This is a genomic window from Clostridioides sp. ZZV14-6387, from assembly GCF_020657835.1.
GTDB lineage: Bacteria > Bacillota > Clostridia > Peptostreptococcales > Peptostreptococcaceae > Clostridioides > Clostridioides difficile_A.
Genome location: NZ_JAGWCW010000022.1, coordinates 20,624 through 45,350 on the forward strand (window position 1 = coordinate 20,624; position 24,727 = coordinate 45,350).

Consider the following 24,727-nt stretch of genomic DNA (forward strand, 5'->3'; position numbering starts at 1 on the left):
GATAATATGAATAATTATAAATATAAAAGGCCAAGTATATTGTTTGAAGAAAGAATTAAAATTTTAATAGAGGATTTAAATAAGGATTTTGATTCTGGGAAAATCAAAACAAAAACAGAGTATTTTTATGAATTTAAAAATATGATTATCGATTTTTATAATAAACTTGGAAAACCATTATTTGAATTCCATGAGGCAGTAGATATACCATCCTTTTCAAGCTATAGTGATATGTTGAAAAAAGCCAAATGTGATATGCATATTTTAATATGCAGTTATAAGGAAATCGGAAATAACTTACAAATATATTTTAAAGATGTTAAAGAAGAGAATGAACTATTAATTAACAAATTAAATTGTATAGAAATAGAGATAAATGAACTAGATAAAAAAGTAGACTCCTTGAAAACTGTCAGCAATATGATTTATTCAGATGATTTTACAAAAATTAGTAATATAAACAACTTAAATAATGTTTCTTGTAGTGTATTAAATAGAGCATTAACATTAGCAACAATATCGAGTAAATGTGTAAATGATAATATAAATATACAAATTCTAGATGTATCAAATGGCTTTCCTGGGAATACACATGAAATATATTCATCTTACAATAAAATAAAATATATTGGAGAAGATGATCCTCATATATATTTATCAGACATATTAGATGGAAATGATGATACTTGGTTTGAGTTTGAAATGTATAATTTAGAAGATGATATAAAAATAAAAACTGCAATGGTTGGATTTAAGTATAAAGAAGGTATAAGTTGGATAAGTGATGATAAGATTTTAAAATTACATTTTAAGATTGTTTTAGATATTCCTGTTAATATAAATTGGTTTAAAATTTCTGGAATACCAAATCAAAATGTAAATCTACATAACCCTATAATAAAAAGGATAGTTGTAAGAGATAAATATGAGAATGTTCAAATATTACAACTAAACGAATCTTTAAAGGAAGAAAATATAATAACCTTTAAATCAAGTATAGTTAAAGAAATTGTAGTTGAATTAGAGCAAGAAGATAGCAATTTTACTAAAGTATGTAGAGAGTATTTTTTAAATATAGATCCAACTAAAATTCCATATTTTTTTTATGACAATAATAAAGATTATATACAATTTGATAAACCTCAAAAAAGTATAGAGATTATAGGTCTTAAGTATAACCATGATAATAAAAATATAATTTATCCATCTACAAAGTCAACAAACAAATTTTCAACAAGAGAGTATGTGAAATCTCAATTATTTTATAAAAAGATAAGTGAAGATAGTTATAAGTTTCAATATGAAGAAGTAAATGCAAAGAGATATGTTATAGGTATAAAAAATATTGAACTTAAATACAAGGTTTATGATAAATATGGAGTATATTTATCAGAAAATTTTTTATCAACTGAAAGTATAAGGTCAATTACTTTGAATTCTAAAGATTACATACCAAGAAGATTTATGGAATATTTAGATGAAAATAAAAAAATTGATGACTATATTAAATACTATATAAGTTTTGATGATGGTTCAGTATGGACTAGAATAAGACCAAGACATAGAGCTGAATATGGCTCTTGTGCAATAGTTATAAATAGTAATATATCAACTATAAATAGAAATAAAAATATTACATATGTTGATATGCTTAATGATGTGAATGAATTTAGGTTGAAAATAGAGTTAGATAGACCAGATGAAATAATTGATGAGTCACCTATAGTATATAATTATAGGATAGATGTAGGTTCGGAGGAAATTATATGATGAACATTCAAGAGTATCAATTAAAAATTAAAGAAGAAGAGATAATAAAAAGACTTCTGAATAATGGTGATTTAGTAACTTTTTACGAAGTAAACAAGTTTATAAGTGAGTTTTTTGAGAAAAAAATAATTGGGTTACCATATTTTAAGCCATTTACATTATTACCATATCAAAATTCAGATAAAGAACAATTTAATACTATGTTTAAAAATATAGAATATGATTTGAAATCTATTTATGAAGTACATAATAATCAAGTAGAATCTTCTATAGAGACTATAAATAAATATGACTTAGAAATGATAAACATATATAACGAAGCAAATAAGATTATTGCTTATTCAGAAATAGCAAATGAATTTTCAAGCAAAAAAAAATCGTATTATCCTTATGTTATAACTTTTAATACACTTGAAGATACGAACACTATTAATTTAGTAAAAAATAACATACCTAAGTCAACTTGTGAAATAGATTACAATACCTCTACACTTAGAAATGAACTTCATTCAATCCCAAGTGATAAAATAGATTTGAGTAAGTCAAATTTGAAAGTATTGTTAAATGGGCAAGAGATAGATTCAAATACAAATATAAATTTGGTATTAAATGAGGCTCTTAATGAAAATATATCATTAGACATAACACCAATTAAAAGTGAAACTCAAATGATTACTATAGATTTAGAGTTAGATACTATTAAAACAGTATCTAGAATTGAACTTAGTGGTTATTCACTACAGGATACCACTATAACATTATTAATTTCTTCTGACAATAAGAACTTTAAAGAAAAGTTTAAATATAAAGGAGAAAAAAATAATATATGGAGATTTAACAAAGAAGATATATTAGTAATTAAATTTATAATAGAAAAATATGAGATTGGTCAAGAAGAACTAGATAACTTAGGTTCATTATTTGTATTAAATAATATTTCACTTTATAATGATAAATACTCTAAAACCAGTGTGTACACAAGTAATAGAATTAATGTTGATGAACCTATATCAAAAATAACTTTAAATCCTCAAAATAAAGTGCCACCTATGACCAATATATCGTATTTCATAGGTATAGAAGATAAAAATAATAGTGTAGAATGGAAGAACATAAAGCCAAATATTGCTTTAGATTTAAATCTCTTATACGAAGAAGAAAAAATACTTAATTACTATACATCTGATTTATTTGGAAGACGCGATTTTGATATACAATTAAAAAACTTTTTATTTTATGTACAACAACTTCCAAGGTATGTAAATTTAAATTCTATTGAAATGAGAACAGGACATTCTCAATGGCTTATTGAGAGGTTAGATGTAAGTGATAAATACAATCAAGAATATCCAAGTTCATTGAGAGTATCTATAAATGATTATGCAAAGCATAGAGTCACTGGAATAGCTCCAATGGATGCAAATACAATGGAGATAATGTGTAAAAGTAAATGGAATTATATAGTGATGAGTCAGTATGTTAATTGTCTTGAAGAAACTATAATAGAAAATAAATACTTTAGTTTTGAGAAAGATAAAGAAGTATTTGATGTAGTTGTACTTGTAAATGGAAGACAAGTATTTAAAAAAGATAATAAATATGCATTTAAGTTAAAAAAGGGAGAAAATAAACTTCAAATAATGTTTTTACTTGGTGAATTAGATTTATCAAAATCAGTAAAAACCATTAAGCATAATTTTAATTTAATGTCTCATAGTGATTCTATATTTGCTGGTTCAAAGATGGAAAGAATAACCTATAATTCTTTAGTGAAAAATATAAGTAATAATTCTCTTAAGTATTATGCAATAAAATCTATAGATAATGTGGATAGTATAGTTATAAAGTTTGACCCTAATTATGTAATTACTCCAAATGACCCTATAAGTATTGAATTAAAAGAAAAAAAGATTCCACAATATCAAAGACCAGATATAAAAATTAATACAGCTGAATACTTTAGAATATTTGTAAAATATAAACATATGTTACCCTCAACAATTGAAAGATTAAAATCTCTGGATGGTAATAGTTTAATAAGATGTAGAGTAATGGCAAAATTATCTACATCAGATATATCTGTTACTCCTGTAATCAATAATATAAAGGTGGTGGCTGAATAATGTCAATAACATTATATACGAAATCATCTGATAGAGAAAATAAAGTTAGTTTAAAATGGGAGAATACATCAAGTTCACCACATTTGTATAGAGTATTTAGAAAAAAAATAGGAGATGATTTTGGGAATTCTGTTGACGAAGTATTTCAAACTATTTCTGTATGTGAACTAGAAAGATTAGAAAGTGACATAAAGGTATTAAATATACATCCAAATATAGGAGAAGAGATTAGTTTTAAATGTTATAGAGGTATTACATGGACCATTAAGAAATCTGCTTCTTTAAAAAAATGGATGGAAGAGCCTTGTAAAGAAGATGCAAGAGGGTATGGTTTAGCTAAGATAAATGTAACTCCTGTATCAAATAGAGAATTTTGTGAAAATCCAGATGATTTTTTAAAAGATAGTAGAGGGATGTATATTTATGATGTAATAGTTATCGGATTTTCTAGTGGTGAAGATTATATTGTTGAAAATAAATTAAACAAAAGAGCACTAGATGCTATATTTGAGTTTATGAAAACAAATAGAAGTGTTATTGCGAGTCATGATTTAATTTCATCTATATTTAGAGAAGATGAAAGTTTGAATAAATTAAGAGAGTTTTTTAATATAAAAGTTGGAAAGTGGAATGACAATAATATATTTTTTGATGAAGGTCATGGATTCACAAGTTCTGTATGGGGAAATGAAGTAGTTGTAAATAAATCAGATTCAGTTACATTATATCCTTGGAATATGGTGAATAATGAAGAAAAAATAAAAATATCATATACTCATACTACATCAAATTTTGCTTATGGAGATATATGGTTTAATATAGTACCACAAAAAATAGAAGGAAATTCAAATTGGTCTGCTTCACAAGAGAAAGCATCTTCCTATTATCTTACAACATGGAATAATACAGCTATGATTCAAATAGGACACAATATAGATGATATTGAAGATATAGCGGAATATGAAAAGAAGATATTGGCAAATACTATTTTTAGAATGAAACAATTGACTGAAAATATGTCTGTTGAAGACAAGCCAGGAGATACATCTATTCCAATTAAACCAAGTATAACAAATCAGTATACTACTGAGGATAGAAAGGTCATTTTGGAGTATACTTCTACAGATACAGGAAGTATATATCAATATTATGTAGAAGGAGTAGATTTAAACTCAAAGGTAGTAACAGAATCAAATGTAGCTACAACAATAGTTACAACAGGTATTAAAGAGTATAATTGGTGTTTACATACTGTAGAAAGTGATATTAATCCAATCACCTTAGATAATTCACCAATTATATATAATAAGACTCAAAGAGAGACCATTATGACACAACCTCTTCAAAAAGGATATTATATGTTTAGAGTTTATACAACTGATTATTCAGGTAATAAATCTAATGTAGAAAGTAAGATTTTTCATGTAGATGGTAAAGTATACGACACTTCAAATAGAGTATTAGATGAAGTTCCAAATGCTGTAAGGTTTAATAATAGGTATAGAGGAGCACAAGAAAGCTATAAGATAAGTTCAATGTACCATCAAGCAGAGCATAATATAAGAAAATTAAGTGATAAGATAGATAGGTTAGATGTAATGAAAGAAGACGTGTCTATAGACTCCAATTGCAGTTATGGAAGTTTTGCAGATATAATTGGAAATATACAAGAAGAAATAGACACATTCTATGATGTAAGGGGGGGATTAGGTGAATAAAGTAGTTATTAATAATTTACCAGTATCAAATAGAAAAGATTTTGGATATAAAGCTATAAATACAAGTTCAATGCATAATGATAATCAAAATAACATGCTAAATGATATATTAGATTTGTTTAATAAAACTAATGAGATAGAACGTATGTTAAATGATAATATAAATTTAATAAAACTTGAAAATGCTCAACTAGAAGCTGTAAACTCAAACTTGATACAAAAATATAATCAGTTATTAAATAAGTATATTGATATACAAAAGTCTAATAAATTGAGAAGAAAAATAATCTTACCACAAGATTGTAAGTCTGATGAGAGTACTTTTGGAGCCATAATAAACAATATAACATCAGATATAACTATAAGACCTTCAAAAAAAATTTCAAAATTAGCTGTTTTCGATGATGTCTCAAATTCCATGTTTATTCCAAAAAGTCTATCAGTTAAAACGAAAATTACTAGTTTTGGTGTTATATCAGAAAAGGACAACGATGTGTATGCTCCTTTTTCTAAAGATAATAATCTATATTGGATAAAAAGAGTAGTTACAGGTAATTCTGTAGATTTTTTGGACACAGAATATGAGATTACTCTTCCAGAAGATATTATGACTACATTAGAAATGAATGAAATATATATACATCCGTTTTTATGCAGTGTAAAAAATGTATATATAAGGTTTGGAGATTCTAGTTATTGGGAAGAAGTAGAGGGAATTGGATATCATTCAGCAATAACACAAAATAATTCAACAAATGAATTTTCAAATTCAGTTAGAGCATTTAGAATAAACTTTCCTAATAAAAAAGTTAATCAAATAAAGATAGTTTTAAGAAGTTATAATTATGAAGAATGTGAGACAAATCTAAGAACTTTCGTTTATGGTATAAAATCATTAGGAGCATATATAAATTATTATAATAATTATGAATCTTCTACATTTAGTTTTAAATGTAATATTGATGAAAAGAGAGATGTAATGATTACAGGTATAACACCCCATTTTAATAATAGCAGTGATGGTGGAAAGTATTCTAAAGACTTTATATTTGATATATATTATGAAGATAAAGGTGAATATTATCATAAAATAGTCGATGCTTTTCCATTTAGACCTCCTAGTCAAAACTTAATGTTCAAATGTAGAATAGGAGAAACTTATAGTGAAATGAATATAAAGAGTATTGATATAAATTATAGCTATTCTGGAGAGGATTCAGAGCATTTTTAGGTGTGAATAACTGTATTTAATATTTTGTATGTGATATAATTAGTAGTACAAATTTGGAGGTGGTACTTTTGATAGTGTTTGTGTAGGTTTATAATAAAACGTTTTTAAACTTTGTCTTTTATAGAAGACTTTTTTTTTGTTTATTAATTGTCGATTGTGACAAGTGACCTATATACTCTTATACTTAGATTTATTATTAAAATAGTAGGCAGAGTGAGATTGAAAATTAGGAGGTGAAAACTATGCATTTATTATATGAAAATAAAAGTGAAATAAAAACAGTAACTAAAATAGTTAATCTTATCTTTAAAATCATTGATGAGTTAAAGTTATTTATTAATAATATATTGATATGTAATATAAGTAAAGAAGATTTAAACTATTATTTCTTGAAGTTTGATTTACAAAATAAAAACTTGTTATTTAATATAAAGCTCTACAATTCAATTACAAAGACCGTTGTTATAAAGAGTTATGTATTAACAGATTTAATAAGAGATTGTGAAACTAAAAAAATAGAATTGAAATTGAACTATGATATTAAAACTATGATATTAAAATCAAAGGAGAATGTACATAAAGATATTACAGAAGTTTATATATGATTTTATCAAACTTATGGAGGGGAAATATGAATTTTACTATTGATAAAAATATAGAAAATTATATTACAAAAAGAAGTAAAGTACCAGAGCCACCAAGAAAAGGAGAGATAATGATATGCCAAATATGTAATAAGCCAATACTGCCAGAACAATTTTCTATAGATGAATATAAAAGAAAGAGAGAATTTAAGTGGCATATACATCCAAAATGCTTTGAATACATAGAGAAACTGGCAGACAAGTCAGTTCCTGGTTTACTTAATGAAAGAAAATATTTATTTGATTAGATATTTTTAGTATAAATGTATAGTTTTATAATCTTAATAGATAAGAAGTAATAATATAATGCTAAGAAGGTATATAATATGAAAAAAAAAATAACTTATAAAAATAATTTGCAAAAATATGGAATGAATGAGTATCAAAAAATACATGATTTGGTATATGAATTACAAGCTGGATCAAAAGATGCAGCACAAGAACTAATTAATTCGTTTAGAGCAATGTTAAATAAGTATATTTCTTTAATAGTATATGGACAATATTCTATAGAGGATTACTCAATAAGAAGTTTTATTAAATTATTTGTAGAAGAAGAACATGAACGATTGAAAATAAATTCGTATTTTGTTAATGGTCATGGTCAAATGATTGCAGATAAGACAGTTGCAAAAATAGTTGGTATATTCTCAAATAATGATAAAGAAGATATACAACAGGAGATATGTGCTATTTTTTTATCTATGTGTCATAAATATAAAGATACAAAACCGTCTTTTCACAATTATGTAAAGCGAAATTTTCATTATTATGTTTTTAGACATTTAGAAAAATTATCTAAAGACCCTATAGCAAGGGGCCTATACTATCAGAAAAAGATATTTAATATATATGATTCTGATCAACAATTACCGATAGAAGAAACTATTTGTGATAAAAATGCACAAAAAGAAATAGATGAAGTGCTCGATTATGTCGAGCTTTTTTATAATCTACAATTGTCGATTGCGATAATTGAAAAGGATATGACTATAAATATATATGATGAAGAATTTTTAAATAACAATTGGATTGATGGAATTACATGCTCTAATATATTTAAAGATCTTACAACATTTGAAAGACGAATACTAGTGATGTGGTATATGAAGGATAATACTGATTCAGAAATAGCAGAGATGTTTGGACTTTGCAGAGGAACAATAAATAAAAAAAGAGCTTGTGCAAAATCTAAATTGAAAAAGGCTGTTAGATTAATTAATTACTTAAGTGAATGAGAAGCATTACTGATATGAAATTTAGACCACTCTAACTTGAAGAGTGGTCTTCTTTGGAATTATTCTAATTCACTTGCAATGGTATTATAAAAGTTTGCCGATTCTATTAGCATTTGTTTAAACTCAGCAGCCCTCTCATTGTAGTAGATTCTTCCTTTTTCAGTTATCTTATAGAGTTTTTTACGTTCTTTTTTTGTTGCAACTTCAATAAGACCCTTTGTGAGCATTTTTTCTATTATTGGATACATGGTTCCGTTACTAGGTTTCCAAGACAAATTAAAACTACCTATGTAATCTGTAACTTCTTTCCCATAAACACAATCGTCTTTTTTTATCATTAAATTTAACGTGTATAGCTCTAAAAATATGCCACTAGAAAATTTATTGTCATTTTCTTTTGTATTTACTGCTTTCATACCCATTGTTGAATATTTCATATACTTTCTCCTTTTAAATATTATTTTTATAAATTCTGATAGAGTATTAATAGACAATTTACATGATAAATAATTTACATTATGTATTTGAATAATATAATTGAATCTACACTATGAATTTTAATTTATATATTTTATATAACTTTTATATACGCTTGATTATTATTATATAACATCAAACAGTCGCAAACAACAATTAATAGGTTATAAAATGTTTAGTTTTATGCTATAAGCAAAATTTTAAATAAAGGAATGGTGAATAAATATGTGTAATAAAAATATACAAGAAGAAACTATTTTAGAACAAATCAAAAAGATAAATGAAGAAGATAACAAGATAGTTACTAATATAGTAGATAATATTATAAATAAGATTTATGGTGAAATCAATAATAATGAAAACTTTAGTCTAAAACATGGTTTTTTAACTGTGGGAAGGTTACTAGTTATTTTAGCACAATCATTATGTGATAATGAAGAACATTTTTCGAAAGAGTGTGATTTAGCAAAAGACATGGTTTTAAATAAGATTATGGAAGCTATTATGCCAAAAAGTGATTATGAAAAAGTCACAGAAGATGATTTTGATATAGAGAATTTATCAATAAGAAGGATAATGCTTGCACTTGGAATAGCTGTAGACTATGTTATATGGAAAACTGATTTATCAAGAAATTATCAAGAAAATAGTAATAAGTAGTTATATACTAAATAAGAGTTTTGACAAAGTAATATTTTATATGGCAATATAAGGGTATAGAAAGTATTAGGAGGAACCTTGAGTGTTAAAAAAGTTGTTTGGTATTATGAAAAAAAGACAAAAATTTGATAAAGCAGAAGAAGAAGGTGAAATAGTATTAAAAAATGAAGAGGGATTATATAAAGAAGAGTTAATCGAAAAGGAACAAGTATTAACTGATAAAAAAGAAATTGAAAATAAAGAAGTTAAAGTTTTAGAACAAGAAATATTTTTGTCTAATGAAGATGATAAAATTTTAGATAAGGAAGATATAGTATGTAGTAATGAAAACGAAGTACCATGTATAAAAAAAACAAATGTTAATAATGATAATAAAATATTGAATAAAGTGGAAACAGTAATTATTGATAAATATATAAGTGATGGAGATAAGGAAACATTAATTGAAAATAAAAAAGATGATTCAAAAAAAGTTGAAGAACTTGACCAAGGAGAAAGTTGTGTTTTATTAAAAAGTCGTATTGAAGAAAAACAAATATGTGAAACAAGTGAATACCTAGCAGAAGAAGATTTAGATTACATAAAAGAAATAAAAATAAAAAGGGGAAAAAGTATAAAAGCAATAAACTTGTATACTAAAGAAGAAAATATTTTTGATACACATATACAATGTAGCAAAGCCCTTAAAGTACCATTAGGATATATAAGAGAAAATTTAAAATATGGATATATGGATTATTTTGGAGATGCCATAAAGTATTTAAGTAAAGTGTTAAATATAGAAGAGTATTGTAAAAATGAATGGAGCTATTTAGAAAATAGTAAATCTCCATCTGAGATATTTAATATTCTAAATGATAAGATATTTAGTACAAGACTTTCTGATAAAAAGAGAAATGAAATTTTAACCAATGATAAAATTGAGGCATTAAAAATGAATTATAAATTTGAATGTATCGATGAGGAGTATGATGAATATTTTAAAAAATATAAGTCTATAATCAAAAGAGGTGGAAAGAAAAAGATTGAATTAGTAAATAAAAAAGGCGAAGTATTAGAGATATTTAAGTCTTTAGAAGAATGTTCTATTTATTTGCAAAAAGAAAAAAATGAAGTTATACAGATGTTAAAGTATGGAGATACAAAAGTAGGAAGAAATTTTATAAGATATAGTTTGAGAAATATTTAATTTCATTTTAAATTCATGAGAGTTTCATTTCTGATTCACACATTTAATATTATTTTAATGTAAAATAATAAAAGTGAAGTATTGTACAAACAAAATTAAGGAGGATATTAATGTCTGAAGAAAAAAATCCAAAAGAAAATTCATTAGATGAAATTAAAAAGTCAGATAATGTAAGTTCTAAAAAAGATGATGTGTCAGATAAAAAAAACACTGACAACAAAGTCAAGAAAAGAGAAATAAAACTAAGTAACAAAACAATTAAAGCAGTTGTAGCAATTGTTGCAGTAGGAGCTATATGCTTAGGTGGAGGTTATGTTTTTGGCAAAGAAGCTGGGAGAAAGTTACCAGCCACTTCAAAGCATTATAGTAGCAATGAAGCAGTGGCTACTATTGGGGATAAAAAAATAACAGGTGAGATGTTGAGAAAAAGAATGGAGCCATTATTTTATTTAAATGCGAAAACTACTATGAGTGATGATGAAATACGTTCATATGAATCAAATATGATTGAGACTATGATTACGTCTGACATATTATCTACTGAAGCAACTAAAGAAAAAGTAAGTATAACTAATGATGAACTAGATGCTCAATATAATAATTTAATGACTAACATAGAATCTGCAATGGGCATGACTAAAGAAGAATTTTTAAAACAGTTTGATTTGACTGAAAAATATATAAAAGCTGATATGAAAAAAGAACTAGTAGCATCAAAATACTTAAGTGAAAAAGCAAAAGTGACTGATAAAGAAGCTGAGAATTATTACAATAAAAACAAGAGCAATTATTTACAGGTTAGAGCTTCACATATTTTAATAAAAACTGTTGATGATAAAGGTAAACAAGTTAGTGATAGTAAAAAAGCTGAACTTAAAAAAGAAGCTGAAGAGATACTTAAAAAAGCACAAGCTGGAGAAGACTTTGCTACTCTAGCCAAAAAGTATTCTGAAGATAGTAGTGCAGAGTCAGGTGGAGATTTAGGATTCTTTGGTAAAGGTCAGATGGTTGAGTCTTTTGAAAAGGCTGCATTTGCATTGAAAAAAGGTGAAATATCTAGTAAACTTGTAGAAAGTGATTATGGATATCATATAATTAAGAAGACAGATGAAAAATATCAACCATTTGAAGAAATAAAATCAGATTTAGTAAGTAGTCTAACATCAGAAAAACAAAATTTACTTATAACAAATTTAAAAGAAAAATATAAAGTTAAAATTACAGATAAATACCAAATGAAAGCTAAACAATAATTTAAGTCAATTTATTAAAAAAAGAAAATTTTGATATATAGATAAAAGCTATTTTTGTTCTCAAATAGAGAATTTAAAATAGCTTTTGTTATTTCATAATAAAAACAATTTACACACATGAATTGATAAAAAAATAACTTGCAAAAAAGGTTAATAAAAAATATTTCAGAATTGAATTATTTAAATAAAAATAAATGAAAATCAAAAAAATAAATACAAAAAAAATTAAATATTAAAGATATTATTTAAATATATATATATTAATATTTTTAGTTTAAAATACTGGAAAAATAATATTTTTCATAATTTTAAAAATAATAATAAAAAAATGAAAATACTGATGGTAATCTATTGAGTAAACATAAAAAAGATGATATTATAAGTATGTACTAAAATGATTAATGTAATCTTAGTACTAAATTTAACTATAAAAACAATGAGGGGGCGTTTTTTTATGTCAAATACAGAAAGCGTATCTAAAAAAGTTGGTCATCCGAAGAGTTTTTGGCTTATTTGCATGACAATTTTATGGGAGAGATTTAGTTATTATGGTTTAACAGCTTTATTGGTATTATTTTTTACAGCAAGTATAGCTCAAGGCGGTTTAGGCCTTTCTACACAAGAAGCAACATCTATGTTTGGATTATTTACAGGTCTTATATATCTTACGCCATTAGTTGGTGGCTGGTTAGCAGATAAAGTTTTAGGTCAACAAAAATGTATTTCTATAGGTGCACTTTTAATAGCAATAGGCGATTTTGTACTATTTGCTTCATCAACATCTATTGCAATGGTTTGGGTAGGCCTATCAATAATCATTTTAGGAAATGGTTTTTTTAAATCAAGTTGTTCAAATATAGTTGGGGATATATATCCTAAAACTGATGTATCGAGAAAAGATGCAGCATACAGTTTATTCTATATGGCAGTAAATGTAGGAGCATTTATAGCTCCAATAATATGTGGATTGCTTTCTGATAATGTCTTTGCAGTAAGAGGAGCAAGTGGTGATATAGTATCTTATGGATACAAGATGGCGTTTTTAATTTGTGGTATAGGTATGATGTTAGGTATGATTATATTTACACTTCTTGCGCCAAAATTACTAAATGAAATTGGAAAACATCCTGTTACTAAAGGAAATAAAGGTGAAAAAATTGAGTATGGACCACTTACTAAGTTAGAGAAAAATAGAATAATAGCAATGGTTGTTTTATTTTTATTTGTGGTCTTATTCTGGACAGCATACTATCAAACACAAAGTTCATTTATGATTTATGTAAGGGATAATGTAAATAGAACTGTATTTGGATTTGAAATGCCAGTAGCATGGCTTACATCACTAAATGCTATATTATGTGTAGCTTTATGCCCAGTATTAGCTGCTTTATGGGTTAAATTATCTAATACTAAAAGAGGTGACTTTTCTATTCCAGTTAAAATGGGTTTAGGAATGATAATAATGGGTGTTGGTTTTATAGTGATGGTATTTTCTACATTAGCTAACGGTCCAAATGGAATGGTAAAGGCTAGCATGTTGTTTATAGTAGTAACTTATATATTTACAACAGTAGGTGAATTATTTTTGTCTCCTATAGGACTTGCGATGTTTAATAAATTAGCTCCAGCTAAGTATGCTACATTATCTATGGGAGCATGGTATTTAACAAGTTTCTTTGCGAGTTTATTATCAGGGAAAATTGCTGGTTTTACAGCTACACTTGGTTTTTTACAGATATTTGGAGGAATAGCATCAGTATTAATAATATTTGGTTTAATATTATTAGGAATAAGAAATATATTAACAAAATTAATGGCTATGGATTTATTAACAAAAGAAGAATAATTCATACTAAATTAGTGAAAATAAAGGAAATTACATTTAAATATAAAATAAAAATGTAATTTCCTCTTTAATTATGAAAAAAAGCTTTACACAGATACATAATATAATTAAAATTATAATTGTGATAATTAGAGTGTATAAGATTTATATAAATTATAAGAGAAATATTTATGTAATAAACTTTACATACTTATATATTTAGTTATTAAAACTATTATTTTGAGGAGGTCTTGTTGTGAATATAAAAGACAGATTAAGTGAATTAAGAAGACTTATGGAAGAAAAAAATATAGATGCCTATATGATTCCATCTTCTGATAATCATCAAAGTGAATATGTAGGAGATTACTTTAAATCAAGAGAATTTATATCAGGATTTAATGGTTCAGCTGGTACAGTTATTGTTACTAAAGATGAAGCTGGATTATGGACAGATGGAAGATATTTCATACAGGCAGAGTCTCAATTAGAAGGAAGTACTATAAAATTATTTAAAATGGGACAAGAAGGTTGCCCAACTACAGATGAATATTTATATACAAATATTCCTGAAGGTGGAACTTTAGGGTTTGATGGTAGAGTTATATGTGCTAAAGAAGGAGCTACATTAGCTGAAAAATTATCTAAAAAAGGAATAAAGGTAGAATACCAATATGATTTAATAGATAGTGTATGGAAAGATAGACCTACTTTATCAGATAGTAAGGCATTCTTATTAGATGTTAAATATTGTGGAGAAAATTTTAGTTCAAAATTAAGTAGATTAAGAGAAAAAATGAGTGAAAAGGGTACTTCTACTCATGTAATAACTACTCTTGATGATATAGCATGGTTGTTTAACATAAGAGGTGGAGATGTTAAATACAATCCAGTTGTACTTTCTTATGCAGTAATAACTTTAAAAGAAGTTTACCTATTTGTTGATGAGAGCAAATTAAATGAAGAAATATTAAATGAACTAGCTAAAGAGAATGTTCAAATAAAGCCATATAATGATGTATATGAGTTTGTAAAATCTATAGACAAGGCTGAAAAAGTTTTAGTAGATGGAACTAAGCTTAACTATGCGATTTACAATAACATACCTTGTGAAGTTGAGAAGGTTGATGAATTTAATCCAGTAATGTTCTTTAAAGCACAAAAAAATGAAATAGAATTAGAAAATATAAGAAACTCACACATTAAAGATGGTGTAGCTTTCACTAAATTCATGTACTGGTTAAAGACAAATGTCGGTAAAATTGAAATAACTGAAATAAGTGCTACTGAAAAATTAGAAAACTTAAGAAGAGAACAAGAAGGTTTCTTTGAGCCAAGTTTCAATACAATTGCTGCATATAAAGAGCATGCAGCTATGATGCACTATAGTGCTACTCCAGAATCAAACTATAAGTTAGAAGCTGAAGGGTTATTCTTAGTAGATTCAGGTGGACAATATTATGATGGAACTACTGATATAACTAGAACTACAGTATTAGGACCTATAAGTGATGAGTTAAAACTACACTTTACTTCTGTGGCAAGAGGTATGATAAATCTTTCTAAAGTCAAGTTTTTACATGGTTGTAGAGGATATAATTTAGATATATTATCTAGAAGTTGTATGTGGAATATGGGAATAGATTATCAGTGTGGAACTGGACATGGTATAGGATTTGTGCTAAATGTTCATGAAGCACCAAATGGATTTAGATGGAGAGTAGTACCTGAAAGATTTGATAGTGCAGTTCTTGAAGAAGGAATGGTAACTACTAATGAACCAGGTATATATATAGAAGGTTCTCATGGTATAAGAACAGAGAATGAAATAGTAGTTAGAAAAGCTGAAAAGAACTTCTATGGTCAATTTATGGAGTTTGAAGTTGTTACATTAGCTCCTATTGACTTAGATGGTATAGTTCCAGAGTTAATGAATCAAGATGAAAAAGATTATTTAAACTGGTATCATAAACTAGTTTATGATAAAATATCTTCTTTCTTAACTGATGAAGAAAGAGAATGGTTAAAAGTATATACTAGAGCTATATAGTTTGTAACTAAATATAATAAAAAATCGAGGTATTATGTACCTCGATTTTTTATTGTATTTTTTACTCTATTTAGAAAAAGTTTTTAATTTGATAATTCTACTAATTTTTTGTTCATTATAAGCAATATAATTCCAAATAGTAATAAGAATGATGGTATTACTATGAATACTTGTAACATACCAAGCTGGTCTATAATAGCTTGTGTATAACCAGATAATTTATTTGCTGCAAATTTACCTAAAAACCAAACACCCATTAGAAATGAAATATATTTTTCAGGTGAAAGTTTATTTACCATACCATATCCAACTGGAGAAAAACAAATTTCTCCTATACTTTGGAATGTTAAAAATCCAACTACCCAAAATACACTTGCCTTATGAATAGAATTAGGGTCTGTTCCTGTTTGCATAACAGCTACTATCATGAATAAAAATGCAATAGCTAATAGTATAAATCCTAGACTCATCTTCTTAGGTACACTTAAATCACCTTTTTTAGTTTGAGATAGCTTTACCCATACTAGAGCAGATATAGGTCCAAGGATGACACAAAGAAGACCATTATATGAGTCTATCCATGAAGTTGGGATTTGAAAATTACCAACAGCAAGATTTATGTGTTCCTTTGTATATAAGGCAATAGACATAGAGGCTTGATTGTATGCTATCCAAAAAAATACTGTAAAGAAAGCTAAGACTAATATTACCACTATTCTTTTTTTCTCAACTAAAGTTAATGGTTTGGAAGCTAACATCTTCTTATATTCAAGTGATTTCTTTATAGATTCTCTTCCGTTACTAAATTTATTATTTGAAGATTTATAAAATTTTTTGTTGCCAAGGATAAAAAATAATAAACCTATTAGAACAGTAATTGATGAAAATAAGAACACATATCTATAACCATACATGTTTATAGAGGCACCACTTTTCATAGCAAACCATTCATTAGCAACTAAACCACATACTAAAGGTCCAAATAATGTTCCTAAATTGGTAGCCATGTATGTAATAGAGAAAGCTCCATCTTTTCGTGGGTCATCATTAGTATATAGATTTCCTACCAAAGTGTGTAGGTTGCCTTTATAAAAACCTATTCCTAATCCAGATAAGAATATCATGATATTTATATCCATTTTACTATCTGCTAAATATCCTAAAAAATAACCAATTGATACCATTATCATTCCAAGTATAATACAGTTTTTGGGACCTAAAAATCTATCACTTACCCATCCACCAATAACTGGAGAAAAATAAGTCCATGCCAAAAAAGATGCAAGCATTGATGCTGATTCTGCTGGTGTTAATCCTAAACCACCTTTGGATACTTGTTCAGCTAAAAATAATAATAATACCAACTTCATACCATAGTATGCAAGTCCTACAAAGGTAAATATTGAACAGCAGAAATATAAATCCTTAGGTTGTTTAAGTTTTTCTTGAGTTTTTGAAACTGACATATGTATAGAACCTCCAGATAAAAAATTTAACAAAAATTTCCCATACTATATGAGTATATGTTTTTTTGTTAGAGACGTCAACTTATGGGACAATTTAATTAAATTGCAATATATGTAAAAATAGTGTCATTTTTATATATTCAGTAATATTTTTTTATGAGAATATATGTTATTATTATATTAAAATACAACATATTATGGAAAGGATATGCCAATTTAGTAGTTAGATTGATTGTTTGGCAGGTGGGATGAGCTATGATAAGAAAGAAATCTGAATTACAAGTAGAATTAAAAGAAAATTTGAATGGTGGTATTGGAAAAGTTAGGCTTGAAAACATAATACAAAATGAAGAGCTTAAAGGGAAAGGAAGACTATTTAAAAGAATAGCTTTACCAGCAGGAAGTTCAATTGGTGTGCATGACCATACAACAGATTTTGAAGTATACTATATATTAAAAGGAAAAGGTAAAGTATTTGATAATGGGGAGTTTATAGAAGTTAATGAGGGTGATGTAGTGTATACAGCTGATGGTGCAAAACATTCTATAGAAAATATAGGAGAAGAAGAACTTGAATTTGTAGCACTAGTTTTATATATGTAAAATATGGAGGAGAAGTCATGACAAGCAAGATAGAAGAAATTAAAGACAAGATAAATAGATTTTGCAACTCCAATTTGAATCAAGAATATAAAGATATAAGTTTTAAAATTTTGCAAAACCTTTTGGATAATAACAAAGAAACAATTCATTCTTCTAGAGCTGATATATGGTCTTCAGCTATACTAAATATAGTTTTGGAGCAAAATCTTTTATATAATAAGAAGCATCCATTACATATAACAAAAAAAGAATTTTCAAAACAAATAGGTGTTTCTTTAAACACTATAAATAATAAATCATCTTTGATAAAAGAAGTTTGCAGTATTGACTTTTTAAATCAAGATACTATAGCTATCTCTAATGTAGAATTTTGGGTTAAAGAGACAAATTCTAAATCCAATTCTATAGACTTAGATTTAGAAAAGAAGAAAATATTGTATAAAAGATACATTAAGTTATCACAAGATGCTAATAGCAATATTGAATCAATTAGATATATGGAAGAAGCTGTAAATATAGGGAAAAGTATGATTACAAAAGAAGATAAAGAGCTTGGATTTTGGAAAGGTCTATCTACTAGAGCTTATATGATAGCGCTTGAATCTCTTGCTAGGAAGCTAGAAAGTATTGACAACTTAAATGAGTCCAAAAAAGTATTAGAGTATTTAATAGCAATTAATCCTAGTGATGAACAAGGAATAAGATATAAGTTGTTAAATATATTGATTAGATTAAATGATAGAACTTCAATAAATAAATTATTTGAGCTTTATAAAGAAGAAAAGTCTGCTACATGGATGTACAGTAAAGCTCTTTATTACTTTAAAAATAACAGTATGTTTTTAGCAAATGACTCTATTAAGGTTGCTAAAAGTAAAAATAAATATATTGGATTATATTTATTAGACTGGAGAAATGCTTTTGGTAGAGAATTTGTTACAGAAGAAGAAAAGGCTGAAGCTGTATATTACTATGATGAAAATATAGTTCTTTGGAATGAAGTAAAAGGTTCAATAGACTGGTTATTAAAAAAGATGTTGGAATTTTCATAAAAAAAACTACTCCTTACTTTTATACAAGTAAAAGGAGTAGTTTTTAATTTATACATCTAGTTTTAAATCTCCTGGTTTTATTAAACCTTTTTTTCTCATAAATTCTGAAATTAGCAAAGTTACAATAGCAGGAAGTACAAAGTTAAGTAAAAGTATACCAACCCACATAGTTATACCTCCTTTTCCAGCACTCTGCATAGCAGTTACTGTCCCAAATTGACCAACCAATCCACAAGTACCCATACCAGAACCAATAGGGATATTCTCCATTTTAAATATTGTTGTAGATAATGGTCCAAGTAATATTGAAGCAACAGTAGGTGGAATCCAAATTTTCCAATTTTTTATTATGTTGGGAACCTGAAGCATAGATGTACCAAGTCCTTGTGCAACTAGACCACCTACCCCATTTTCTCTAAAGCTCATAACAGCGAAACCTACCATTTGGCAACAACAACCAACAGTTGCTGCTCCACCAGCAAGACCTCCTAAACTAAGCATCATACAAATAGCTGCACTACTTATAGGTAATGTAAGAGCTATTCCAACCAGTGCAGAGACTAGAGCCCCCATTATGATGGGTTGCATAGTTGTAGCTTGCATTATTATGTTTCCAAATGAAGTCATAAATGCAGAAACAGCTGGACCAATAAGTTGAGCTACAAGTACTCCAATTAGTATTGTTACAGCAGGTGTAACTAATATATCTACTTTTGTTTCTTTTGAAACTAATTTTCCAATCTCTACAGCAAAAAGTGTAGCGACAAATGCCCCAACAGGACCCCCTAATTCGTTACCACAAGCTCCAACAAGTGCACAAGAAAATAGCACAAGTGGAGGTGCTTGAAGTCCATACGCAATAGCCACTGCTATAGCTGGACCTGTAACTTGTTTAGCAAGAGGGCTTATAACTTCAGTAAAAAGAGAAATATTGAAGTTGTCTCCTAATGTGTTAAAAATTGTTCCAATTAAAAGGGAAGAAAAAAGACCGAGTGCCATGTAACTTAACGCATCAATAAGATACCTTTGAACAGAAATTTCAATGTTTTTTCTTTTAGCAAATGATTTGAAATCTTTTTTTTTGTAATTGATTTCCAATTTAAAGTCCTCCTCATATAATACAAGTATAAATTTCTTTTGAATTAATTATATAACTTTTTAGCTGACAAGACAAATGTTATTTCACTAAAATTAGACTATTGTAATAGTAAGAAATTAACACTAATTTTAGTTTTAAATTTTAAATTTATGGTTTATAATTAGTATAGGGATATTCTGAAATATAATACTTTTCCAGTTTATCCCAATATTTAACTTAGGTAGATTGCTTACAAAACAAATGATTATATATTAGGCTAAAGGAAGTGGATAGATGAGATTTGTAGAAAATAAGAAATACAGAAAAATTGCCATAATTATATCTATTCCTATATTGCTTGTTGCGCAGTACTACCTTTTTAAATTTGGAATACTTAGACCAATGGTAAAGGGAGTAGAAATCGAAATTGTAGATGGGGAATATGTTAAAGATTTAGATAAATATGTAGTAAAACTAAATGAAACAGTTACTTTATCTACTGGCGAATATATCAAGGTTCCTTCATATGCTAAAGACCCAAATATTTGGTTTAATGTGTTGGATAATTCAGGGACTTTAAAAATAGATGGAAATAAGATGACAGCATTAAAGGTTGGGTATTCTTCTGTGGGTATTATGAAGAATTCAAGAGTGTTGAAAAAGGCTACTATAAAGGTAGTAGACCCAGAAGTAGAATCACTAGATATGGAGATTAATGGGGATTTAAAACATGTTGGTGATAGTGCTACTATAGAAAGTACAATAGAGGTTGATTATGACAAATTTAAAAAGTCATATAAACCTATTTATAAGAGTAGTAATGATGATGTGCTAAAAATTAAAGGAAATACAGTAAGTGCAGTTGGAGTTGGAAAAGCCACAATATATGCTAAGTGTGGAAATAAAGAAGTAGAGAGAAGCTTTAGAATTCAAGCTAGAGTTGCTGAAATAAATATGAATGATGTAAAAATAGAAGTTGACCAAAATGAAAAATTAAAACCAGATATAATAACTTCTCCACCTGGTTTAGAGCCACCAAAAATATATTATGAGTTAGCGGATTCAAAGTTACCTGTAGAAAGAGCAATAAGTCTAGGTAGTGATGGAAATATCGTAGGACTTAGAGAAGGTAAGGAAAGAGTAAGGATAACTTGTGGAGATAAATCTAAAATAATAACTATAACAGTAGTTAAAGAAACTATAACGAATGACTATATACAAAATTTAGTAGGGTCACATAAAATAGTAAATAATAAAGTTATTATTAAGCTTGAATGGGATTATATGAAAGATGTCTTTGATTATGATATATATCTTAAAGACAAGTTGTCAGGAGAATCATTTAAGAAAATAAAATCTATAACTGTAAATGAAAGTGATTTAGGAAAATCACAAAAAGTATATGCTACTATAGAAGTAGATATAAAAGATAATCAAAATTTAGATTTTGATATTTATGTTGTAGGTAAGAAAGATTCAGATACAACTAAGCCAAGTAATGTCATAAATATTACTAATGGAAATTCAAATTCAAATGATGATAATAATATTCAAGATATGAAGGTTGAAAACATATCAGCTAATGTTGACAGAGAAAACAATGTTATTAGGGTTAATTGGAGTAGTGTATCTCATAAGGGTTGTACCTATAGTATATATGTAAAAAACAATACTAATGGAGAGGGAGATTTTACATTGTATCAAAGTGATATACAAGGTAATGAGCATACTATAAGTATTCCTGAAGGAGACTTAAATATGGATATCTATGTTGTTGCAAATTATGATGGGAAAAACTCTCAAAATAGTGATGTTATAAACGTAAGATAGATTTGTATACAGATTAAGAGTACTAAGTTTGTGATTTATTGAAAAATTAAATTAAAAAAGGATAGTATAAGTAGAATTATACTATCCTTTTTTATATAAGGGTTTCAAGTTTTTAGTTTAAGAAATATTTTTTATTAATTTAAATAATCTGAAATTGACTTTAATGCAGCTTCTATTGCATGTATTAGTGTTGTATCAAATAGTGGAATAGAAGTATCATTTTGTTTAATTAGAAGACCTATTTCTGTACATCCTAATATAATACCATCTACACCTTGCTCACCAAGTGTATCTATAATAGATAAGAAAGCTTTCTTTGAAGATTCAGATACAATTCCTACACAAAGTTCGTTAAATATTGTATTGTTTATTATTACACGTTCTTCTTCAGTTGGAACTAAAACCTCAATTCCATTATTAATAATTATATCTTTATAAAAATCTTGCTCCATTGTATATTTAGTACCCAATAAAGCTACTTTTTTTATTTCTTTTTCTTTCAATACTTCAGCAGTTACATTTGCTATATTTAGTAGTGGGATGTGTATCTTTTCTTGTATTTTATCTGCTACTTTATGCATAGTATTAGTGCATATAACAATAAAATCTGCCCCTGCATTTTGTAATTTAATTGCAGCATCAGATAGAATTTTAGCACTTTTTTCCCAATTTCCACTAGATTGGCATTCTTCAATTTCTTGAAAATCTACACTGTAAAGTATACATTTAGAAGAATGTAGCCCACCTAATCTTTCTTTTATTACTGTATTAATAACTTGGTAATATGTAATGGTACTTTCCCAACTCATTCCTCCAATTAAGCCTATAGTCTTCATATTGATACCTCTCTTGTTCTCTGTATTTGGAAATAGCTATTTACAAATACAAGTATAGCATCTAGAATAAAAGCATACAATAATAAAATTGTATGGAGGACAATTATATTAAAAGGAGTAATTATATGCCAATAAATTCATTTGAAAACTATCCTATGACATGGAAGCCAAAATTAAATAGTCGAAAGCCACCAATATATAAAACTTTGGCGATGTTATTAGAAGAAGATATTAAAAGAGGAAATTTAAATCCTGGAGATAAATTACCTCCACAACGAGAATTAGCAGATTTTCTCGATTTAAATTTGAGTACAATAACACGAGCATTTAAACTTTGTGAAGAGAAGGGGTTGATATGTGCAAAAGTGGGAAAAGGAACTTTTATTTCATCTGATGTAAATGTGAGCAATACATTGTTATATCAAACAGAATCAAAAGATATAATTGAACTAGGAACAGTGCATCCTCCCTATGAGCAAAATACATATATTGTTGATTTTATTAAAAATGTGTTAAAACAACCAGAAATGGATAGGTTTTTGCAATACATGTCTCCGTCTGGTACATATATGCAAAAAAAATCAATTGCAAAATGGTTAGAAAGAAATAATTTATATACTAATGAAGAAAATATACTACTATCTACAGGTGCTCAGAATGCTATATGTGCAACTTTACTAGGGTTGTTTAAAACTGGTGATAGGATTGCTACAGATTCTTTGAGTTTTTCTGGAATTAAATCAATAGCTAAAATGATAGGTATTCAATTGATTCCAATTCCTCAAGAAAATAATGAAATGTCAGTAGAATCTCTTGAAAGTTACTGTAAAAATGAAAATATAAAAGGCATATATCTTATACCAGACTATCATAATCCAACAACACATTCTATGTCTAACTTGTCTCGTCAAAAAATAGCAGATATAGCAAAAAAGTATAATATAATAATTATTGAAGATGCAATAAATAGTATTCTTAGACCTAATATACAAACGCCTATATTTTCTTTAGCTAGTAACAATACTGTATATATTTTTAGCACGTCTAAATTTTTATGTGCTGGTCTTAGAATAGCATTTGTAGTTGCTCCAAAAGGCTATATGGAAAATCTAGAAAAAGCACTATATAACATGAATTTAATGGTATCTCCATTTATGGCAGAAATAGTACACCGTTTACTATATTCTCCTATTATAGATAAGATTATAGAAGAGAAAAAAGATGAGATTGTAAAAAGAAATGAAGTTGCTGATAAAATTTTATCAGATTACAGTTTAATTGGTGATAAAAATTGTAGTTTTCGTTGGTTGCTTCTTCCTGACGAATTGGATGGAAAGTCATTTGAAATATGTGCAAAAAATCTAGGAGTTCAAGTGTATTGTGCTGAACGTTTTTCTGTTGGCAATTCTACAGTACCAAAAGCAATTCGTATTTGTGTAACAGCTCCAAAGGATGTAGAAGAATTGGAAAAAGGTCTGAATATAATAAAGTCACTTCTTAAGAATCAGAGCTATTTTACTATGATTTAATTAAATAAATAAAAAAGCGGAGAAATTTATTATAATAAGCCTCCGCTTTTATTATTTAATGAAATACTTTATTTTCTATTAAAATTTTAACTTTAATAATCTTGAAAATATAATCGTTTTATGGTAAAATAATTCTTAAAAATAGAAAAAATTAA

Annotated in this window: 20 protein-coding genes; 16 read left to right on the forward strand and 4 right to left on the reverse strand. The window is 26.9% G+C overall.

Going from position 1 to position 24,727, the window contains the following annotated elements:
- Positions 1 to 6: 6 nt before the first annotated feature.
- The 7 genes from KGF38_RS13895 to KGF38_RS13925 all read left to right on the forward strand — a co-directional run bounded on the left by KGF38_RS13895 (position 7) and on the right by KGF38_RS13925 (position 8,724).
- A complete protein-coding gene (locus tag KGF38_RS13895; RefSeq protein ID WP_074179679.1) occupies positions 7 to 1,770 on the forward strand; it encodes a hypothetical protein in 1,764 nt (587 codons plus the stop codon).
- A complete protein-coding gene (locus KGF38_RS13900; RefSeq protein ID WP_074179680.1) occupies positions 1,767 to 3,893 on the forward strand; it encodes a hypothetical protein in 2,127 nt (708 codons plus the stop codon). Before KGF38_RS13895 ends, KGF38_RS13900 begins: the two co-directional genes overlap by 4 nt.
- Positions 3,893 to 5,611: a hypothetical protein gene (locus KGF38_RS13905; RefSeq protein ID WP_074179681.1), complete on the forward strand. Its 1,719-nt coding sequence runs from the start codon at positions 3,893 to 3,895 to the stop codon at positions 5,609 to 5,611. Before KGF38_RS13900 ends, KGF38_RS13905 begins: the two co-directional genes overlap by 1 nt.
- The gene (locus tag KGF38_RS13910) at positions 5,604 to 6,842 is read left to right on the forward strand and encodes a hypothetical protein (RefSeq protein WP_074179682.1); all 1,239 of its coding nucleotides are present in this window, start codon (positions 5,604 to 5,606) and stop codon (positions 6,840 to 6,842) included. The genes KGF38_RS13905 and KGF38_RS13910 overlap by 8 nt, the downstream gene beginning before the upstream one ends.
- Positions 6,843 to 7,084: 242 nt before the next feature.
- Positions 7,085 to 7,447, forward strand: a complete 363-nt coding sequence (locus KGF38_RS13915; RefSeq protein ID WP_054270737.1) for a hypothetical protein — start codon at positions 7,085 to 7,087, stop codon at positions 7,445 to 7,447.
- Between the two features lie 26 nt (positions 7,448 to 7,473).
- Positions 7,474 to 7,734, forward strand: a complete 261-nt coding sequence (locus KGF38_RS13920; protein ID WP_054270736.1) for a hypothetical protein — start codon at positions 7,474 to 7,476, stop codon at positions 7,732 to 7,734.
- A 78-nt stretch (positions 7,735 to 7,812) separates the two neighbouring features.
- Positions 7,813 to 8,724: a sigma-70 family RNA polymerase sigma factor gene (locus tag KGF38_RS13925; protein WP_054270735.1), complete on the forward strand. Its 912-nt coding sequence runs from the start codon at positions 7,813 to 7,815 to the stop codon at positions 8,722 to 8,724.
- A 59-nt stretch (positions 8,725 to 8,783) separates the two neighbouring features.
- On the opposite strand, the gene KGF38_RS13930 is transcribed toward KGF38_RS13925, so the two are convergent.
- On the reverse strand, positions 8,784 to 9,161 hold the full coding sequence (locus KGF38_RS13930; RefSeq protein ID WP_054270734.1) for a PadR family transcriptional regulator: 378 nt from the start codon (positions 9,159 to 9,161) through the stop codon (positions 8,784 to 8,786).
- A 265-nt stretch (positions 9,162 to 9,426) separates the two neighbouring features.
- Here KGF38_RS13930 and KGF38_RS13935 point away from each other — a divergent pair, with 265 nt between their 5' ends.
- From KGF38_RS13935 to KGF38_RS13955, 5 genes are all read left to right on the forward strand, one after another.
- Positions 9,427 to 9,861, forward strand: a complete 435-nt coding sequence (locus KGF38_RS13935) for a hypothetical protein (protein WP_054270733.1) — start codon at positions 9,427 to 9,429, stop codon at positions 9,859 to 9,861.
- Between the two features lie 82 nt (positions 9,862 to 9,943).
- Positions 9,944 to 11,050 carry a hypothetical protein gene (locus KGF38_RS13940; RefSeq protein ID WP_074179683.1) on the forward strand — a complete coding sequence of 369 codons (1,107 nt, stop codon included), beginning with the start codon at positions 9,944 to 9,946 and terminating at the stop codon, positions 11,048 to 11,050.
- 110 nt (positions 11,051 to 11,160) lie between these two features.
- A complete protein-coding gene (locus KGF38_RS13945) occupies positions 11,161 to 12,303 on the forward strand; it encodes a peptidylprolyl isomerase (protein WP_074179684.1) in 1,143 nt (380 codons plus the stop codon).
- A 454-nt stretch (positions 12,304 to 12,757) separates the two neighbouring features.
- Entirely contained in the window at positions 12,758 to 14,149 is a 1,392-nt protein-coding gene (locus KGF38_RS13950; RefSeq protein WP_054270730.1) for a peptide MFS transporter, read from the forward strand.
- Positions 14,150 to 14,384: 235 nt separating this feature from the next.
- Entirely contained in the window at positions 14,385 to 16,178 is a 1,794-nt protein-coding gene (locus KGF38_RS13955; protein ID WP_074179685.1) for an aminopeptidase P family protein, read from the forward strand.
- A gap of 83 nt (positions 16,179 to 16,261) precedes the next feature.
- On the opposite strand, the gene KGF38_RS13960 is transcribed toward KGF38_RS13955, so the two are convergent.
- On the reverse strand, positions 16,262 to 17,644 hold the full coding sequence (locus tag KGF38_RS13960) for a peptide MFS transporter (RefSeq protein WP_054277028.1): 1,383 nt from the start codon (positions 17,642 to 17,644) through the stop codon (positions 16,262 to 16,264).
- A gap of 255 nt (positions 17,645 to 17,899) precedes the next feature.
- Here KGF38_RS13960 and KGF38_RS13965 point away from each other — a divergent pair, with 255 nt between their 5' ends.
- Both KGF38_RS13965 and KGF38_RS13970 read left to right on the forward strand, forming a co-directional pair.
- Complete coding sequence (locus KGF38_RS13965; protein ID WP_054270727.1) at positions 17,900 to 18,247, forward strand: cupin domain-containing protein; 348 nt, start codon at positions 17,900 to 17,902, stop codon at positions 18,245 to 18,247.
- Between the two features lie 17 nt (positions 18,248 to 18,264).
- Positions 18,265 to 19,299, forward strand: coding sequence for a DUF6398 domain-containing protein (locus KGF38_RS13970; protein WP_074179686.1), 1,035 nt, complete (start codon positions 18,265 to 18,267; stop codon positions 19,297 to 19,299).
- Between the two features lie 48 nt (positions 19,300 to 19,347).
- Here KGF38_RS13970 and KGF38_RS13975 read toward each other — a convergent pair whose 3' ends face one another.
- Positions 19,348 to 20,397, reverse strand: coding sequence for a PTS transporter subunit IIC (locus KGF38_RS13975; protein WP_074179687.1), 1,050 nt, complete (start codon positions 20,395 to 20,397; stop codon positions 19,348 to 19,350).
- Between the two features lie 274 nt (positions 20,398 to 20,671).
- Here KGF38_RS13975 and KGF38_RS13980 point away from each other — a divergent pair, with 274 nt between their 5' ends.
- Positions 20,672 to 22,207 carry a hypothetical protein gene (locus KGF38_RS13980; protein WP_054270724.1) on the forward strand — a complete coding sequence of 512 codons (1,536 nt, stop codon included), beginning with the start codon at positions 20,672 to 20,674 and terminating at the stop codon, positions 22,205 to 22,207.
- A 134-nt stretch (positions 22,208 to 22,341) separates the two neighbouring features.
- Here the strand turns inward: KGF38_RS13980 and KGF38_RS13985 are convergent, their stop codons facing one another.
- On the reverse strand, positions 22,342 to 23,043 hold the full coding sequence (locus KGF38_RS13985) for an aspartate/glutamate racemase family protein (RefSeq protein ID WP_054270723.1): 702 nt from the start codon (positions 23,041 to 23,043) through the stop codon (positions 22,342 to 22,344).
- A 125-nt stretch (positions 23,044 to 23,168) separates the two neighbouring features.
- Here KGF38_RS13985 and KGF38_RS13990 point away from each other — a divergent pair, with 125 nt between their 5' ends.
- A complete protein-coding gene (locus KGF38_RS13990; RefSeq protein WP_054270722.1) occupies positions 23,169 to 24,572 on the forward strand; it encodes a PLP-dependent aminotransferase family protein in 1,404 nt (467 codons plus the stop codon).
- The last annotated feature ends 155 nt before the right edge of the window (positions 24,573 to 24,727 follow it).